At 51.7% G+C, this 15,302-nt stretch carries 19 protein-coding genes; 12 read left to right on the forward strand and 7 right to left on the reverse strand.

Annotated elements, in window-relative coordinates; genetic code table 11:
- Positions 1–25: 25 nt before the first annotated feature.
- Both MFP24_RS15460 and MFP24_RS15465 read right to left on the reverse strand, forming a co-directional pair.
- Entirely contained in the window at positions 26–316 is a 291-nt protein-coding gene (locus MFP24_RS15460) for a type II toxin-antitoxin system RelE/ParE family toxin (RefSeq protein ID WP_249231444.1), read from the reverse strand.
- Complete coding sequence (locus tag MFP24_RS15465; protein WP_249231443.1) at positions 304–582, reverse strand: CopG family ribbon-helix-helix protein; 279 nt, start codon at positions 580–582, stop codon at positions 304–306. Before MFP24_RS15465 ends, MFP24_RS15460 begins: the two co-directional genes overlap by 13 nt.
- Before the next feature lie 197 nt (positions 583–779).
- On the opposite strand from MFP24_RS15465, the gene MFP24_RS15470 reads away from it, so the two are divergent.
- Together MFP24_RS15470 and MFP24_RS15475 are read left to right on the forward strand one after the other, a co-directional pair.
- Positions 780–998, forward strand: coding sequence for an antitoxin MazE family protein (locus MFP24_RS15470; protein WP_249231442.1), 219 nt, complete (start codon positions 780–782; stop codon positions 996–998).
- The gene (locus MFP24_RS15475) at positions 995–1,321 is read left to right on the forward strand and encodes a type II toxin-antitoxin system PemK/MazF family toxin (RefSeq protein WP_263458519.1); all 327 of its coding nucleotides are present in this window, start codon (positions 995–997) and stop codon (positions 1,319–1,321) included. Before MFP24_RS15470 ends, MFP24_RS15475 begins: the two co-directional genes overlap by 4 nt.
- Before the next feature lie 86 nt (positions 1,322–1,407).
- Here the strand turns inward: MFP24_RS15475 and MFP24_RS15480 are convergent, their stop codons facing one another.
- Complete coding sequence (locus MFP24_RS15480) at positions 1,408–2,304, reverse strand: LysR family transcriptional regulator (RefSeq protein WP_249231440.1); 897 nt, start codon at positions 2,302–2,304, stop codon at positions 1,408–1,410.
- Positions 2,305–2,424: 120 nt separating this feature from the next.
- Here MFP24_RS15480 and MFP24_RS15485 point away from each other — a divergent pair, with 120 nt between their 5' ends.
- The 8 genes from MFP24_RS15485 to MFP24_RS15520 all read left to right on the forward strand — a co-directional run bounded on the left by MFP24_RS15485 (position 2,425) and on the right by MFP24_RS15520 (position 7,767).
- Positions 2,425–3,603, forward strand: a complete 1,179-nt coding sequence (locus tag MFP24_RS15485; RefSeq protein WP_249231439.1) for an MFS transporter — start codon at positions 2,425–2,427, stop codon at positions 3,601–3,603.
- A 93-nt stretch (positions 3,604–3,696) separates the two neighbouring features.
- Positions 3,697–5,094 carry an FAD/NAD(P)-binding protein gene (locus MFP24_RS15490; protein ID WP_249231438.1) on the forward strand — a complete coding sequence of 466 codons (1,398 nt, stop codon included), beginning with the start codon at positions 3,697–3,699 and terminating at the stop codon, positions 5,092–5,094.
- A gap of 50 nt (positions 5,095–5,144) precedes the next feature.
- Positions 5,145–5,621: a hypothetical protein gene (locus MFP24_RS15495; RefSeq protein ID WP_249231437.1), complete on the forward strand. Its 477-nt coding sequence runs from the start codon at positions 5,145–5,147 to the stop codon at positions 5,619–5,621.
- Between the two features lie 47 nt (positions 5,622–5,668).
- Positions 5,669–6,019, forward strand: a complete 351-nt coding sequence (locus MFP24_RS15500) for a hypothetical protein (protein ID WP_249231436.1) — start codon at positions 5,669–5,671, stop codon at positions 6,017–6,019.
- Positions 6,019–6,480 carry a hypothetical protein gene (locus MFP24_RS15505; protein WP_249231435.1) on the forward strand — a complete coding sequence of 154 codons (462 nt, stop codon included), beginning with the start codon at positions 6,019–6,021 and terminating at the stop codon, positions 6,478–6,480. The genes MFP24_RS15500 and MFP24_RS15505 overlap by 1 nt, the downstream gene beginning before the upstream one ends.
- Positions 6,481–6,494: 14 nt before the next feature.
- Positions 6,495–6,698, forward strand: coding sequence for a 2-hydroxymuconate tautomerase family protein (locus MFP24_RS15510; RefSeq protein ID WP_249231434.1), 204 nt, complete (start codon positions 6,495–6,497; stop codon positions 6,696–6,698).
- 2 nt (positions 6,699–6,700) lie between these two features.
- A complete protein-coding gene (locus tag MFP24_RS15515) occupies positions 6,701–6,841 on the forward strand; it encodes an antitoxin MazE-like protein (RefSeq protein ID WP_249231433.1) in 141 nt (46 codons plus the stop codon).
- Between the two features lie 125 nt (positions 6,842–6,966).
- Positions 6,967–7,767, forward strand: coding sequence for a DUF4225 domain-containing protein (locus MFP24_RS15520; protein WP_249231432.1), 801 nt, complete (start codon positions 6,967–6,969; stop codon positions 7,765–7,767).
- 449 nt (positions 7,768–8,216) lie between these two features.
- Here the strand turns inward: MFP24_RS15520 and yddG are convergent, their stop codons facing one another.
- From yddG to MFP24_RS15540, 4 genes are all read right to left on the reverse strand, one after another.
- Positions 8,217–9,104, reverse strand: a complete 888-nt coding sequence (yddG, locus tag MFP24_RS15525) for an aromatic amino acid DMT transporter YddG (RefSeq protein ID WP_249231431.1) — start codon at positions 9,102–9,104, stop codon at positions 8,217–8,219.
- Positions 9,105–9,276: 172 nt separating this feature from the next.
- Positions 9,277–10,080: a 2-keto-3-deoxy-L-rhamnonate aldolase gene (yfaU, locus tag MFP24_RS15530; RefSeq protein ID WP_249231430.1), complete on the reverse strand. Its 804-nt coding sequence runs from the start codon at positions 10,078–10,080 to the stop codon at positions 9,277–9,279.
- A 42-nt stretch (positions 10,081–10,122) separates the two neighbouring features.
- Entirely contained in the window at positions 10,123–11,328 is a 1,206-nt protein-coding gene (rhmD, locus tag MFP24_RS15535; protein WP_249231429.1) for an L-rhamnonate dehydratase, read from the reverse strand.
- A 15-nt stretch (positions 11,329–11,343) separates the two neighbouring features.
- Positions 11,344–12,126 (reverse strand): IclR family transcriptional regulator, encoded by a 783-nt coding sequence (locus tag MFP24_RS15540; protein ID WP_249231428.1) that lies wholly within the window; start codon positions 12,124–12,126, stop codon positions 11,344–11,346.
- Positions 12,127–12,651: 525 nt separating this feature from the next.
- Between MFP24_RS15540 and bglB the strand changes: the two genes are divergently transcribed.
- Positions 12,652–13,794 (forward strand): beta-galactosidase BglB, encoded by a 1,143-nt coding sequence (gene bglB, locus MFP24_RS15545; RefSeq protein ID WP_249231472.1) that lies wholly within the window; start codon positions 12,652–12,654, stop codon positions 13,792–13,794.
- Between the two features lie 165 nt (positions 13,795–13,959).
- Positions 13,960–15,246 carry an ABC transporter substrate-binding protein gene (locus MFP24_RS15550; protein ID WP_249231427.1) on the forward strand — a complete coding sequence of 429 codons (1,287 nt, stop codon included), beginning with the start codon at positions 13,960–13,962 and terminating at the stop codon, positions 15,244–15,246.
- The last annotated feature ends 56 nt before the right edge of the window (positions 15,247–15,302 follow it).

The raw sequence follows: 15,302 nt of genomic DNA on the forward strand, positions 1-15,302 counted from the left end.
GGACGTATGCATTTTTTTGCACCGCTTAATAGCCGGCTTCTTTTTGATGGCGAACAGCCAAAATGGGAACGATATTGCTATCGTTGCGATACCGGACGACATAGCCGCTGTCGCCGAAATCGATTAGCCACTCCCGGTATTCGGGAGCCATATCCTCAATCGGGCGCCCGGCATTAGGCTGGTTAGCCAGAACTTTTACCCCGGTGCGTATTGCTTTCACAGCGCGCTTAGCTGCGTCAATATCTTTCTGGGCAAGGAATCGGTAGAGACGTTGAACATCAGCCAATGCCGGTGGGGTCCAAATCAAACGTGGCAATTGGGCAGCTCCGAATCCTCGCCAGATTCAAGTTTTTCCAGCCAGGCATCAGCTTCCTCAAGCGTCAGGTGCAAACCTGTCTGCTGATACTCTTCCCACGCGCGCAGAGCATCCTGCTTTAGCGCCTCACGTTTTTCTTCTCGCTCGACGTATTGCTCAATAGCCTCGCGCATGAGCCAATGTGAGGTTCGCCGACGAGTGGCGGCCAAGAGCTGCACGCGTTCTTTCAGGTCTTCATCGAGTTTGATGGATACTGGCGTTGCCATGTTATGGCCTCCGTAGTGCAAGGTAATACCTTGTACTACTGTAGGCGTGTGGTTGTTTTTTGTCCATCAATTCACTTCTATCAACAATAGCTTTTCAGATCAAATGAGGTCTGGCGCAGACAAGATAGTCCGCTTTGCTGTTGCATGTAACACTAAGGTGGGTTATTTTGTTACATGTAACAAAAGAGGAGAAGGCTATGGCGAATGTAAATACCCGCGTCCAGAAGCACCGCGACGCATTGCGCCGGGCCGGGCTGCGCCCGGTGCAAATCTGGGTTCCTGATACCCGGCGTCCGGATTTCGTGCGGGAGTGCCGCCGCCAGTCCGGTCTGGTGGCGCAGGCCGATCAACAGGATGCCGAACTGCGGCAACTAATGGATGATGCATTAAGGGACGTGGATGGCTGGACGGAATGAGGCGCGGTGATTTTGTGACGATCGCCGTGCAAGGCGACTTCGGCAAGCCAAGGCCCGCGTTGGTGATTCAGGCCGATCATTTCAGTGAAAGCGCGAGCGTTACCGTGCTGCCGGTTACCGGCGCGCAGGTAGCTGCGCCTTTGTTGCGAATTGAGGTTCAGCCCACGGCGGACAACGGCTTGCAGAAGCTTTCGCAGGTTATGATCGATAAAATTATAACCGTCAGACGCGAGCAGGTCGGGCCTGTGTTTGGCAGCATTGATGCCGATTCGCTGGTCGAGGTTGAGCGGAGTCTGGCGCTTTTTCTCGGTATTGCGAAGTAAAAGGGCGTTTTGCACTGGCCGTCATACCTATCCATTTTATTGGGTGGGGCGGTATTTGTTCACCCCATAAAATATTAACCGGGCAATCAAGCTGGCGCGTCGTCGTTTTGCATGGCGGCGTAGTGGATGGCAAAGTCCCTGAAGCGGGTTACTACCCGGCTGACTTCACTGCTTTTCAGCCAGACCATCCGGGTATCCACGTCAGCTATCTCCGGATCGATGGGATGACAGCGAATGGCGAGCCTATGTTCATATTCCCGTACGACGTTTTCTGGCAATAGGGCTATCCCCATGCCGGACGCCACACACCCCAGAATCGCCTGGAATGAACCGAACTCCTGTATGCCCGGCGCAATAACGCCCTGCGTGTTTAGCCAGCGCTCAAAGCGGTAGCGATAATTGCAACCATTGCGAAACGCCAGAGGTTTACATACACGCAGATCGGCCGCTGTTCGTACACTGGGATGGTCTTTGGCGGTGACCAGCAACAGTGTTTCATGGAATAGCACTGCGGAACTGAGTTTTTCGTGCGCCAGTTTTACATTGTCGGCTACGAACGCGATACCCAGGTCGCTGCTTAGTACTTGTTCTATCAATTGCTCTGTCGGCATGGTCCTCAGATTCAGCTCCACCATTGGCTCTTGTTGGCTAAAGGCGGACAGCAGTGGAGGTAAACGTATTGCGGCAGTGGTTTCCATTGATCCTAGATGTAGCGGCCCGACGGGTTTTTTCTCGCTCAGTGCGGCCTTGGCCTCATCCATCAGCGCCAGAATTCGATTGGTGTAATGCAGGAGGTGTTCACCTTCCGGTGTGATGTAGAGTCGATTCTTTTCACGGATAAACAGCGATACGTTCAGATTAGCTTCCAGCTGTTTCAGGCGTGTCGTCACATTAGACGAAACACAGTGCAAACGCTTTGCTGCACCAACGATAGAGCCGGTTTCCGCTACCGCCTTGAATAACCGCAGGGATGCGCTGTTCATGTTAAATGTTCTCACTTTTTGTGAACGAGTTATTAAGTATTATTCACTTTTATTCGCCGCGCAAAAAAGGAAGGATGAAACTCGAACGGAATGAGGTCCCCAGATAAGGCGATAACAGTAATGGCGCAGGAAAATACGGTCCAGGATCTGAATCATTTCAAAGCTGCTGTATTCGGTATGGTTATATTGGCTTTGGGGATGGGGATCGGACGGTTTCTTTATACGCCGATACTGCCGGTCATGTTGGATGAAGGGCTGTTCACCTTTAATCAGCTCTCCTATATTGCCAGCGCCAACTACGCTGGCTATCTGGTAGGGAGCCTGTTTTTTTCGTTCGGCAAACTGGGGAATGTGTCCCTTGCTCCAAGGATGCTGTATGGCGCGGCTATCGCGACTAGCGTGCTGATTGTCGCCATGGCATTAACGACTCACTTTCCCCTGGTGATGATGATCCGCTTTGCCGCTGGTGTTGCGAGTTCGGCGATGATGATATTCGGCTCTATCACTGTCATGCAGTATACCCATAACGTGCGGGTTATCGCCTCGCTTTATGCCGGTGTGGGGGTTGGGATCCTGCTGGGCAACGAATATGTCATAATCGGTTTGAGTCGTGCGTTGGACGCTACAGGTCTGTGGTGGGGGGCAAGCCTGCTATCTGTCGTGTTGCTGCTGTTGTTGTTTATTCTGTCACCGCATCGTATCAATGAATCCCGCCCTGCCGCCGCTGCGACGTTGGAACAAGAAAATATCGTCTGGTGGCAACTGGCTCTGCTCTATGGGTTGTCTGGATTCGGCTACATCATCGTCGCTACCTACCTGCCTCTGATGGCGAAAACGTCTAATTTCCCGCTACTCGCCGGACACTTATGGTCGCTCGTAGGGGGCGCCATTGTTCCCGGTTGTTTTATATGGCTGTGGGCGGCGCGCCGATGGGGGACGCTGTTCTGCCTGACGATAAACCTGATTATCCAGGGGGGCTGCGTATTGCTGACGCTTTTCTATCAGTCTCCTCTACTGCAGATCCTCAGCTGTATAGGATTTGGCGCGACGTTTATGGGAACCACCTCGCTGGTAATGCCTCTTGCCAGACGGCTGCGCGCGCCGCATGGCATTAATCTGCTCGGGTTGGTCACTTTAACTTACGGTATCGGCCAGATTCTGGGCCCTCTGCTGACCAGCCTGCTGCAATCTGGCTCGCGTACCGTTGCGCCTTCCATCATTTGCGGTGCCGTAGCGCTCTTCGCTGCCGCCGGTATTTGTCAGCGCGGTCTCTGTAAAAAGGCGGCTTGTGTCTCATAACAGCGCGGCCTCCATCAGAAAGTAGTGAACATCCGTCAATGCATCTTTGCAGAACCTTGTGAATGTTGAACTATTCTAAAAGGAGACGACAATATGCCTCGCACTACGGTTGCTATTTTGGGCGTTGGCCCTCGTGGGCTCAGTATCCTGGAACGACTGCTTACGCTTTATCACCATTTCCCCCTTTCAGGGGAAATCAATGTCCTACTAATTGATCCCAATGAAATGGGAACCGGTATCCATAGTTTGCGCCAGCCTGATCATCTGTTGGTTAATACTGTCGCCTGCCAGATTACTTTGTTCGGCGACGATACAGTTAAGGATGTTGGGCCTGTGCGCCAGGGACCCAATTTCTACCAGTGGGCTACGCAGCCGGGTTACCGCAATATTGACGGTATCTTTGTGCGCACAGAATACGGTGGGAGGACGCTGAAAGAAAATGACTACCTGTCGCGTCGTCTGTTGGGCGAATACTTGGCTTGGGCTTATCGGGAGTTCTCGCGGGATTTGCCTTCCGGTATTAGTATTCAGACGGTCCGTCAGCGTGCTGTCAATCTCAACCCCCGTCAGGACGGCAAAACGGACATCATTCTGGCAGAAGGATGTAGTTATAGCGCCGATTTTGTCTATATCACTACTGGCCACGGTAAGAATATGCACTCGCTGGATGATCACTGTCTGCAACAGTTTGTGGCTGCCAATCAAACAAAAAACACATTTCTGCGTTATTACTCGACGCCTTATCCCACTGAGCAGTTGAATGCTATCGCGCCTCAGGCTCGGGTACTGTTACAGGGGATCGGATTAACTGCCTATGATGTGTTGTCGCAATTGACTTACGGACGCGGTGGTATCTTCACTGAGAAAGATGGACAGTTGCACTATACGCCCAGCGGCCGAGAACCGGCGATTGCCTTGTTCTCCCGCCAGGCTCTGCCTTTCAGTAGTCGCGGACGTAATCAGAAAGGCTGCGGTGGGCAATACACTCCATTGTTCTTTACTCTTGATACGATACACCATCTGCGCATGCAGAGCCGCATTGCTACCGGCTCGCTACAGCTGGATTTTGAAACGCAGCTTTTACCGCTGTTGCTTAAAGAAATGAGCTACGTCTATCGGAGCACTTGGCTGGGACGCTGGCTGGATCCTGATACATATGCTGTCACTCCCGAAGACGATCAACGTATTCAGGAGTTGCTGTACCCTTATCGGAATAAAACGTTCGCGTCGTTGGATGACTATACGCAATTCTTCGCTGGGTACCTGGGGGAGGATCTACAGGCTGCAGTTGCAGGTAATGTTGATGGTCCGGTTAAAGCAGCCACTGATGCACTGCGCGACATACGGGATATTCTACGCGCTGCCATTGATTTCAGCGGGTTGACTGACTCATCCCACAGACGCTTTGTTGAACATTTCAACCCCAACTTCAATCGTATTTCCGCAGGTCAACTCGCGCGCACTACAGGATGCAGGGCGATGTGTCATTGATATGTACCAGCAACTGCGTAGTCGTCACTCGGTTAATGATTCGCCTGTTTATGTTCATTGATGGAGTGAAGATGTGCCGGGCGCATGCGTCGTCGGCATCAGTTGTAGCGACGGCGCTTACATTGCTGGTTTTTCTCATCGTCATCTCTATAAGGTCCTCGTTACTCATACCTTTGGGCGGAGTAGCTGCTGTCGGCTACTTGCTGCTGACGATGCCATACTGGTGGTCAAAAAGTAATGCGCGCAGTGGCGTGGTCATTCTGCTGGCCTGTGCGGTGGTGCTGATATGGCATCGGCACTCGCCGGATGTTAGTGCGGTGCTTGTGCGGTTTGCCGATGTGTTTTGGCTGCTGCTCGGTATGGGACTGCTGCGCCATGTGATGAACGAATGGCATATTCCGGAACAGCTATCTCAATGGCTGATACGTCGGGGGGCTGGTTCGCTTACTCTGTCTATCGCGATACTCACCGCGTTTCTTGCCTGGCCAATGAGTTTGGGGGCCATTCCCCTAATGATCATGCTCTAAAGCAGAACGTTACCCCCGCGCGCCATCTGGCCGCAATTGTGATGCGAATGACGAGCATCACAATGGTACTGATGCCAACCACTATCGGTGCAGCGGCGGTTTTTGCCGCTATGCCAAGGACACCGATGTTGATGTCCACCATGCTGGGAATACCCCTTTTTCTATTCAGCCTGTTGCTGTTGCGTACCTCTCCTGTCGTTCCGCTACGCGACTTAGCCTCCGGTGGCGATGAGCTGATGATAGAGCTCTCGGTAGTGAAAATCCGGGTGTTTCTGGCGCTCTTCTGGCTGACGTTTATCGTCGCTTTGACGGTTATTAAACTTAATGCGTTGCAAAGCATCGCATTGACCGCAAGTGTACTGTATGTCGTTGAACGTATCAGTTCACGCAGTACCTAGTGCTGACGCCGTTGTCGGCTGTAACACGCGGTATGTCTGGAGAAGTCTTGTTGTTGCTTGGCTGTAGTATGCTGGTGGCTACCTGCGCTTTGCTAATGTCTCTGTTGCCGACGGCGTTCAGTAACTCACTGTCGGCGCTCCCTGGCTGGCAGCTCTATGCCTTCATTCTGTTCGTTCTGCCGATGCTCAGTATGGTGGGGATTCACCCTATGGTGCTCTTTAGTTCAGCGTTCCCTCTACTGGAGCCGTTTATGACGCATGGAGTCGCAGACTATTTGGTCTGGATTTGTCTGTTTATTGCCGCCCAACTGCTTTCTCCTGTATCAATAAACGCTATTTTTGCTGCCAGCAGCCTACACGTTTCGCCGATGGATACCAGCTTCAGAATGCATACCCGTTACGTGTTGCTGTTTAATCTTTTCGCGCTCATCTATCTGAGCTATGTCGTTCAACCTTTGTAACTCATGGAGTTCTTATGCCTTACGTAAACATTAAAATTACCAATGAGGGTGCTACCGCTGAACAGAAACGCCAACTGATCGAGGGGGTGACCCAACTGCTGGTCGACGTTCTGAATAAAAACCCGAAAACTACCGTCGTAGTGATTGATGAAGTGGAGACGGACAATTGGGGCATCGGCGGCATTCCCGTTACCGAGTTGAGAAAAAACGCTAAATAGCCGTGTTTCCGGCATGGGCTATCCGCTCTACGTCTCAGTACCGCCGCCAGTCCGGTCTGGTGGCGCAGGCCGATCTAAACGATGCCGAACTGCGGCAACTGATGGATGACGTATTAACAGACGTGGGTGGCTGGACGGAATGAGGCGCGGTGATTTTCACCATCGTCGTGCAAAGCGACTTTGGTTTGCGCCAGGATGGAAAAATTGAGTATCAGGCGTATAATTCTTAACCTTGTTTGTCAGACGAACCAAATGCAAAGGAATCGCTATGGATATTTATCTGGGCAACAACGGTAACCGTTTTTCCAATTACTTCCTGTCGATGGCAAATCTTGAAGTGCAAAATTTGCTCAGCACCGTATATGCCGTATCGGCTTTTAATATCAAAGACGGTTTAACCAGAGTTCGCTTCCATAATGATGTTAAGAATTTTGCAATGGCGCAGTTGGATGCGATTCGGATTGCATCATCGGAATCTCATTGCCGCGAATGTCTTAATAATTTACGACAGGAAACGAATTCCCTGAAAGCGCAAGACAGAATGCTGCGTACCGGGGAAGCGACGCTTCATGCTTCTGTTGCTTTTTTAAAACGTGGCGACGTGCAGGGTTATATCATTAATGGAATCGGCGTCGTGCTGGGTGGATTACAAGTCGTGGCTGGTCTGGGTGTTATCGCTGTTTCTGTCGCGTCAGGAAATCCAGTAGGCGTAATTTTTGGCGGGATGCTTACGCTTCATGGGGCGAACAGCGTCCAGGAAGCGGGAGAAAACCTGATCTATAAAACGAATGATTCCACCGGACTTCTCAAGCAAGGTTACGTGAAAACGGCTGAATTTCTTGGTTTTGACGCCAGAGTTGGGAACATTGCTTATAGCTCGGCGGATTTGGCGCTATCAGCGTATGGTATGATTAAATTAACGCTTAAGCCTGAAGCATGGCGTCTTTTCCATTACGTCAATGCTGATTATGTTCGTGGGATTCAGAAAATGAGCAGAATCGAACTTGGCATCGAAATCTATAATGACGTTCAGGCTATAAAGTCCATTAATGACAACTACAACAAATGATTCTTGTTTTTAAGAAAAGAATATGCTTTGTACCCCAATTTCATTGGGGTAAATACATATATTATCGCTGAGACAATGATGAACATAAACAAATAGGAAATAAGATTACTTTCGTTTCCATGCACGAATGTTATTATCAGGCCAACCATAAGGATCGCAATAATAACACTGGATACGATAAACCGTTTTCTCAGTTCACTGAGTAATGATATATGGGTAGTCATTCCTTTTTCGAGATGGCGTCGGAACATGGATAATTCTTTTTTCGTAAAGCCGCCTTCAGCCATTTTACGCTCAATATTAATGTCGTTCATTTTATCCCTATTTTGATCGTCACTATTGGCTACTATCATAGCGCGCATGGGAAACGTTTTGTAGCCGTGTTATCGCGCCCCACATCTCACAAACCTCGCACCGTTCCCCGAGCCGCATCGCCAACAAAAGGCGATTCAGCGTTTGCTGCGTGTTGCCAGCCAACAGAGAATCGACCCGGCGCATACCATGGCCGCGCCTTGCCAGAACGACAGCGGAAGCGGCGTACGCAGCACCAAGGCGGCCAGGGCGGCGGAAAGCACCGGGATGAAGTAGGACGCGCCGGCGAGAATGGTCACGTTGCCGTGCAGGATGCCGATGTTCCAGGCCGCATAGCCGAATCCCATCGCCGCGGAAGCCAGCGCAAGGTAGACGATGGCGTGAAAACTGAACGTCATGGCCTCACCGCCGAGGGCGAGATACTTTATCCATAGCGTCAGCGCGGTCAGCATAAAGAACAGCGTGATGCCGTTTTTTCCTGCCGCGATTCTGACCGTCACCGTGCAGTAGGTGGCCCAGATCAGCGCGCCCGAAAACGCCAATCCGTAGCTCAGCGGATTGTCTTTGATGTTCTCCTGCATGCCGGGAAAGTCCAGCCCCTGGTCGCCGCCCAGTACCCAGCAGACGCCGGCGATGGCAATCACGAATCCCGGGACTATCAGCAGATTCGATTTCAGTTTGTTGAAGGTAATGGCGAAGACCATGGTGAGCGCCGGCCACAGGTAATTCACCATGCCGACTTCGATGGCCTGTCTGCTGGTGTGGGCATATCCGATGGAGAGCGCCAGGCACAGTTCGTAGGAGACGAACAGCACGCTTCCCCAAATCAGGTAACGCCTGGGCATTTCGCGGATCTTGCCGGGGCCGACGGTAAACAATAGCAGGAGAGAAGCCACGGAGTAGATCATGGCGGCGCCGCCCGTGGCCCCGAGGTATTCACTGACGCCGCGGATCAGGCCGACGATCGAGCTCCACAATAGGATGGCGATCAAACCGATCAGCGTTGCTTTTTTCCTGTTGCGCATGTTTTTGGGTTCAAATCAGCAGGTGGTTTGGCCGTATCAAGCCACATGTTCCTGCCGTAAGCAAGATGACCCTGCGCCCGGATGGATTTGTCTCACCCGCCGAAACCAGACTACCTTGTCGGCCACCTCAAAGGGCTTGCGGCCCTTTTCCCCAATTTAATTTTGCTTATGCTTAATACGTTGTCTTGGAGGCGGTAAAGGTGCGGTTGCGCCTGAAGTGGCTTAACCGGGCGTCCAGCGCCTCGGTATACAGCATGGTGTCCACGCCGACGGCGATGAAATTGGCGCCCCAGGCGATCGCTTTTTCCGCCATGGCCGTGTCGACGGCAAGAAAACCGGCGGCTTTACCGGCGTCGCGAATACGCTTGATACTTTGCTCAATCACCTTTTGTACTTCAGGATGCGCGGCGTTGTCAGGATATCCCAGCGAGGCGGAAAGATCCGCCGGACCGATAAAGACGCCGTCGATGCCGTCCACTTTCAGCAGCGCATCCAGATTCTCTATCGCGGTTTTGCTTTCCGCCTGAATCAGCAGACAGAGATCTTCATTCGCCCGCGCCATATAGTTATCCACTCGTCCCCAGCGCGCCGCGCGCGCCACGCCGGCGCCGACGCCGCGGGCGCCCGCCGGCGGATAGCGGGTCGCCGCCACCAGTTCGCGCGCCTGCTCGACGGTATCGATCATCGGCACCAGCAGCGTGCGCGCGCCGATATCCAATATCTGTTTTATCAATGCACGCCGGCACTCTACCGGCCGGATGATCGGATGACTGCGATAGGGCGCAATGGCCTGTAGCTGGTGATAGAGATCCTGAATCGTATTCGGCGCATGCTCGCCGTCCACCAGCAGCCAGTCGTAACCGCTGGTGGCGGCAATCTCCGCCAGATAGGACGAGGTACTGCTTAACCACAGCCCGATTTGCGTGTCGCCGCGCGCCAAACCAGCTTTAAACGGATTGAGTAACGGATCGTGCATTATGTTTTCCTGTCAACGTATATGAGCAGCATCAGGCCGCGTTTAATGGGTATACGGCCGCTTAATCGCCGCATCGGGATTGAGTTCCACGCCGAAGCCGGGTTTGTCGAGCGCCGATTTATGCAAACGGCCGTTTTGCGGCACAGGTTCGTTCAGCAGCAGCGGATCGAACTGCGGCCGCAGTTCGCTGCAATCCGGGCTGGTCATCAGAAATTCGCTAAACGGGCTGTTGGTGAAAGTGATCACCGCATGGTGGGAGTAGACGGAAGAGCCGTGGGGCACCACCAGCTGACCGCGGGATTTGGCGATGGCGGCAATCTCCAGCAGGGTGGTCAATCCTCCGCACCAGCCGACGTCGGGCTGCATAATGTCGATACCGGTTTCGGAAAGCGTGCGGAAGGATTGCAGCGTACCGTGGTGTTCGCCGCTGGTTACCATCATCCCCGGCGGCGTGCGTTTTTTTAACTCGCGGTAGCCTTCGTATTGCTGCGGCGGCAGGCACTCTTCAATCCATTTCAGGTTGTAGGGCGCGCAGGCGTGCGCCAGTTTGACGGCGTAATTGACGTCCTGGCTCATCCAGCAGTCGAGCATAAGCCAGAAGTCGGGACCGCATTTCTCGCGGAAGTCGGCCACCATGGCGGCGTCTTTGCGGATCCCGGCATCGCCGTCGTGCGGCCCCCAGTGGGCGGGCATTTTGCCGCCGATAAACCCCATTTCCTGCGCCAGGTCCGGGCGCGCGCCGGTGGCGTAAAAGCGCAGCTCGTCGCGTACCGCGCCGCCCAGCAGCTGATACACCGGCAGTCCGACGACTTTGCCGAACAGATCCCACAGCGCCAGGTCGATACAGGAAATCGTATTCATCACCAGCCCGCCGGAACCGGCGTAGTACAGGGTCGCGTTCATCATCTGATCGTGGATAAGTTTGATATCGCTGACGCATTTCCCTTCAATAAAGCGATTCAGGTGTTTCTCGACGATAAAGCACCCCATTTCGCCGCCGGTCGAGATGGCGAAACCGGTCTGTCCGTTGTCGGCTTCCACCTCGACTATCAGGGTGCCGAGCACGTTGATGCCGAATGACTGGCGCGATTGTTCATAATCCTGATATTTACTCATCGGCGTGGCGATATGATCGTCGATCCAGTGATTGGCGCCCTGATCGTGATAATCTCCGCCGCCGCCGGCTTTGTCTGCGGTAGCGCCGCCGGAGAAATAGGCGCGGACGGTTTTAATTTTTGGCAAGGTCATCTGATAGTTCCCTTCTTATGAAACATGTTGATTTAACGGACTGCGCCAGCCAAGCAGGCGGGAAATATCCCTGGCGCAGGCGATGGCCTGGCCGGCAAGGTATTCGCGATTTTCCTCGCTGATTTGCAGGCTGGTCCCGACCAATGAGATCGCCGCCGTCAGTTCGTTGCGGGCATTGAAAATGGGCGCGGCGACGCAGCGTACGTCGGGATAGTCTTCGCCGTTATCAAAGCTCCAGCCCTGGAGGCGAATACGCGTCAATTCCGCTTTTAGCGCTGCGGCGTTCTTGAGCGTCCGCGGCGTTACCGCGGCAAAGCGCAGACCGGCGATAATGCGCTCCTGCTCTTCCTCCGGCTGCCAGGCAAGCAGACATTTGCCGATGCCGGAACGGTGGAGCGACAGGCTTTTCCCTTCATGGGAACGCACGCTGATGGTGGAGGTCGATTCGATTTTGAGAATGTAATAGGCGTTGCCGTTGTCGATAATGCCCAGATGACAGAGCAGATTGGTCTCCTGCATCAGCAGCGTCAGGCGTTTGCGGGCAATCTCGCGGATATCCATCCGTTCCAGCGCATGGCCGGCCAGTTCAACCAGCCGCGTCCACAGGCAGTAATTGTCATAAATATCCATCGCAATGAAGCGTTGCCTTTTCAGCTCCGCCAGCAGCAGGTAAGTGCTGCTTTTCGGTAAAGCGAGTCCGTCGATAATTTCCGCCGCCGTGCAGGGGCCGCGTTGCGCAATAAAGTGGAGAATGGCGATAGCGCGCGTAAGCGCTGGAACAGACGTCGATTCCAACATACTAGACTCCAGTTTGATGATATGGAGACAGTGTTATTCCGATGCGCATCAGGAAATGCGACCTACTTCAAAATCAACGGTTTTATTCCCGTTTGGGGCGGGGGAGAGCGCGAATAATGTGATGCGGCTCGTATCGCGAGTACAACCTATTATATTGCTCCGCGCTGTCCGTAGCCGGCCATTTAATATTGGGGGGGAAGGAAAATACATGAGATATTTCTCCATTGCCAAACGGGCATTCCAACCTGTTGTACCTGCTATTTAAAAAACCGTGTTCAAAATCACATTTAACAGGTTTTATCACCCTCTTTTTCTTCAAGGTTGAATTATTTTGATAGCTATCACATAAATGATTCCCTTTTCCATGGAGATTGTTTTTATAGGCTAAGACTTAAGTCCAGTATTTTGGAATGTTAAGGATAGGGAACATCATTGTTTTAGCGTTTTTTATTAAATTGAAAAGTAAAGATTTTACGCTTAATGCCAGGAAGAGTTGAAGAAATAAACAAAATAAGAGGAATTTGTATGACGGTTTTCCCTGTGAAACACAATAAGTTGCTATGCAAGAAAGACGTTCTGCTGCCCAAAAATATATTAAATGAAAAAATATTAAGTGTTATTAATAATTTAATAAATATCCGTGATGAAACAGGGGAGTTTCTCATCCGCCTTGACGACGGCCGCGCTATTGATTCGAAAAGCTGGAATAGCTGGGAATGGGTACAAGGCGTTGGTTTGTACGGACTTTACCAATATTATAACCAAACCAATAATCCAGATATCAAAGATATTATGGATAAGTGGTTTGCCGAACAGTTTGCCAAAGAAGATGCGCCGATAAAAAATGTCAATACCGTTTGCCCACTGTTAACGCTGGCTTATCTGTATGAGGAAAATCCGTGTTCGCGCTGGCGGTGCTACATGGAGGATTGGGCGGAATGGGTATTATATGAAATGGCGCGCACGGATTACCAAGGGTTGCAGCATATTAATTCCAACCGGGAAAATCATCAGCAGCTGTGGGATGATACCTTAATGATGTGCGCATTGCCCTTGATGAAAATAGGGCGTTTATTTAATCGTCCTGAATTCGTTGAGGAAGCCGTCTACCAGTTTTTATTCCATACCCAACAGCTGATGGATAAAAAAACCGGCTTATGGTTCCACGGCTGGACCTTTGACGGCAATCATAATTTCGCCGAGGCGCTGTGGGCCAGAGGAAATTGCTGGATTACCATGGCGATCCCCGATCTTCTCGAACTCCTTGACGTGCCTCCCGAAAATGCCACGCGCCGCTATTTGCAGCAGGTGCTTGAACGTCAAATCAAGACGTTGGCGCAATGGCAGGATGAAAACGGTCTGTGGCATACCTTGCTCGACGATCCCTCGTCGTATCTGGAAAGTTCCGCTACCGCCGGGTTCGCTTATGGAATACTGAAAGCGGTACGTAAGCGCTATATAAGTAAAGAGTACGCGGTAATAGGCGAAAAGGCGATTAAGGGAATATTGGATAATATTGATGAAAACGGACAGCTAAATAAGGTTTCTTTCGGCACCGCCGTCGGCCGGGATCTGGATTTTTATCGCAATATACCTATTACGCCAATGCCTTATGGGCAATCAATGGCAATACTGGCGCTGACGGAATACCTTAGAGTTTATATTTAAACCTTTGATTAATGTCTGCATAAATTAAAGGTTATCTCTTGGATAGCGTTGCCGTCAATCTGACGCGCCCAATTCAGCTTCGGTAAGAATATGGGTGGGGGCTTTTATTGCCATAAGCAGGATAAGCCCCGGCGGCCTAAACCGAAAATAAGGGTAGGTAATAGTATGAATGCAATAATTCGTTCCACGCTATTAATTATGACCATGTTGTCGCCGCCGTTGACGGCCCTGGCGGAAACCATTGAACTGCGAATGTCCTGGTGGGGGGGCAATCAGCGACATCAGGCGACGCGCCTGGCGCTTGATGCTTTTGAACAGGCCTATCCCGGCATAAAGGTAAGATCCGAACCGGGAGGCTTCGACGGGCAATTACAGCGGTTGGCGACGCAGGTTGCCGGCAACTCCGAACCCGATGTGATGCAAATTAACTGGAACTGGCTGCCGGTTTTTTCCAAGACCGGGGATGGCTTTTACGACCTGAACAAGCTGGATAAGGATATTGATTTATCCCAATTCAGCGAACGGGCGAAAAGTATGGCGGTGCGTGAAGGGAGACTGAACGGCGTACCGGTTTCTCTTACCGCCAGACTTTTTTACTACAATGCGGAACCCTGGAAAAAAGCGGGCTTAAGCTACCCGACCACGTGGGATGAGCTATTTGCCGCCGGGAAAGTTTTTAAAGAAAAACTGGGAGAAGATTATTATCCGTTATCCATTTATCCCAATTCCGAGATCGTGGCTATTCTGAATACCTATATGGTGCAGAAATATAATATCCCGATGGTGGATGAAGAGAAAAAGAAATTTAATTACAGCAAAGAACAATGGCTTGATTTCTTTGGCTTCTATAAGAGATTGATCGATGAACATGTCATTCCGCCCGCCGTTTCCTATTATGCCTCTTTCGGAAAATCCAATCCCTGGGAAGTGCGGCCGTGGATGAATGGGCAGCTTGGCGGGAAATACCTTTGGACCACGGACGGCATCTATGCGCCTAATCTGAAAAACCCCGCCGATTATGTTCTTGGTCCGTTTATCAAGCTGCCCGGCGCCAAAGAGTCGGGACTGTTCTTTAAACCGGGTTTGATTTTTTCCATCGGGAAAAATACGCGTCACGTCAAAGAGGCGGCACAGCTGGTGAATTTCCTGCTCAACGATCCGCGCGGCGTTACGGCGATGGGGCTGCATCGGGGAATACCGTTAAGTGAAAAGGCGGTGCAAATTCTCCAGCAAGAGAAGATGGTTGACGCGGATAATTTGCAATTAAAATCGCTGCAACAGATGGAAGGGCTGGTGGGTAAAATCGACGTGTCCACTTTTCTTGAAGATGCTAAATTTCAATCACTTATGACGACGTATATTGAACGGTTGGAACAAGGAAAAATTTCTCTGGATGAAATCGCCACGGCGTTCCCCAAAGAGGCGGAACGGCTGTTAAGACGCTTCTTCTAGCGGATAGATATAGACAACGTTAACTGGCGCCCGCCCGGGTATCTACCCCGGCGGGC

The sequence above is a fragment of the Brenneria tiliae genome (assembly GCF_023347575.1).
Lineage (GTDB): Bacteria > Pseudomonadota > Gammaproteobacteria > Enterobacterales > Enterobacteriaceae > Brenneria > Brenneria corticis.

Coding starts and splice junctions, on each gene's coding strand:
- MFP24_RS15465 (WP_249231443.1), bottom strand. CDS start 582: ATGGCAACGCCAGTATCCATCAAACTCGATGAAGACCTGAAAGAACGC.
- MFP24_RS15470 (WP_249231442.1), top strand. CDS start 780: ATGGCGAATGTAAATACCCGCGTCCAGAAGCACCGCGACGCATTGCGC.
- MFP24_RS15510 (WP_249231434.1), top strand. CDS start 6,495: ATGCCTTACGTAAACATTAAAATTACCAATGAGGGTGCTACCGCTGAA.
- MFP24_RS15500 (WP_249231436.1), top strand. CDS start 5,669: ATGACGAGCATCACAATGGTACTGATGCCAACCACTATCGGTGCAGCG.
- yfaU (WP_249231430.1), bottom strand. CDS start 10,080: ATGCACGATCCGTTACTCAATCCGTTTAAAGCTGGTTTGGCGCGCGGC.
- bglB (WP_249231472.1), top strand. CDS start 12,652: ATGACGGTTTTCCCTGTGAAACACAATAAGTTGCTATGCAAGAAAGAC.
- MFP24_RS15480 (WP_249231440.1), bottom strand. CDS start 2,304: ATGAACAGCGCATCCCTGCGGTTATTCAAGGCGGTAGCGGAAACCGGC.
- MFP24_RS15475 (WP_263458519.1), top strand. CDS start 995: ATGAGGCGCGGTGATTTTGTGACGATCGCCGTGCAAGGCGACTTCGGC.
- MFP24_RS15490 (WP_249231438.1), top strand. CDS start 3,697: ATGCCTCGCACTACGGTTGCTATTTTGGGCGTTGGCCCTCGTGGGCTC.
- MFP24_RS15495 (WP_249231437.1), top strand. CDS start 5,145: ATGTTCATTGATGGAGTGAAGATGTGCCGGGCGCATGCGTCGTCGGCA.
- MFP24_RS15540 (WP_249231428.1), bottom strand. CDS start 12,126: ATGTTGGAATCGACGTCTGTTCCAGCGCTTACGCGCGCTATCGCCATT.
- yddG (WP_249231431.1), bottom strand. CDS start 9,104: ATGCGCAACAGGAAAAAAGCAACGCTGATCGGTTTGATCGCCATCCTA.
- MFP24_RS15485 (WP_249231439.1), top strand. CDS start 2,425: ATGGCGCAGGAAAATACGGTCCAGGATCTGAATCATTTCAAAGCTGCT.
- rhmD (WP_249231429.1), bottom strand. CDS start 11,328: ATGACCTTGCCAAAAATTAAAACCGTCCGCGCCTATTTCTCCGGCGGC.
- MFP24_RS15550 (WP_249231427.1), top strand. CDS start 13,960: ATGAATGCAATAATTCGTTCCACGCTATTAATTATGACCATGTTGTCG.
- MFP24_RS15520 (WP_249231432.1), top strand. CDS start 6,967: ATGGATATTTATCTGGGCAACAACGGTAACCGTTTTTCCAATTACTTC.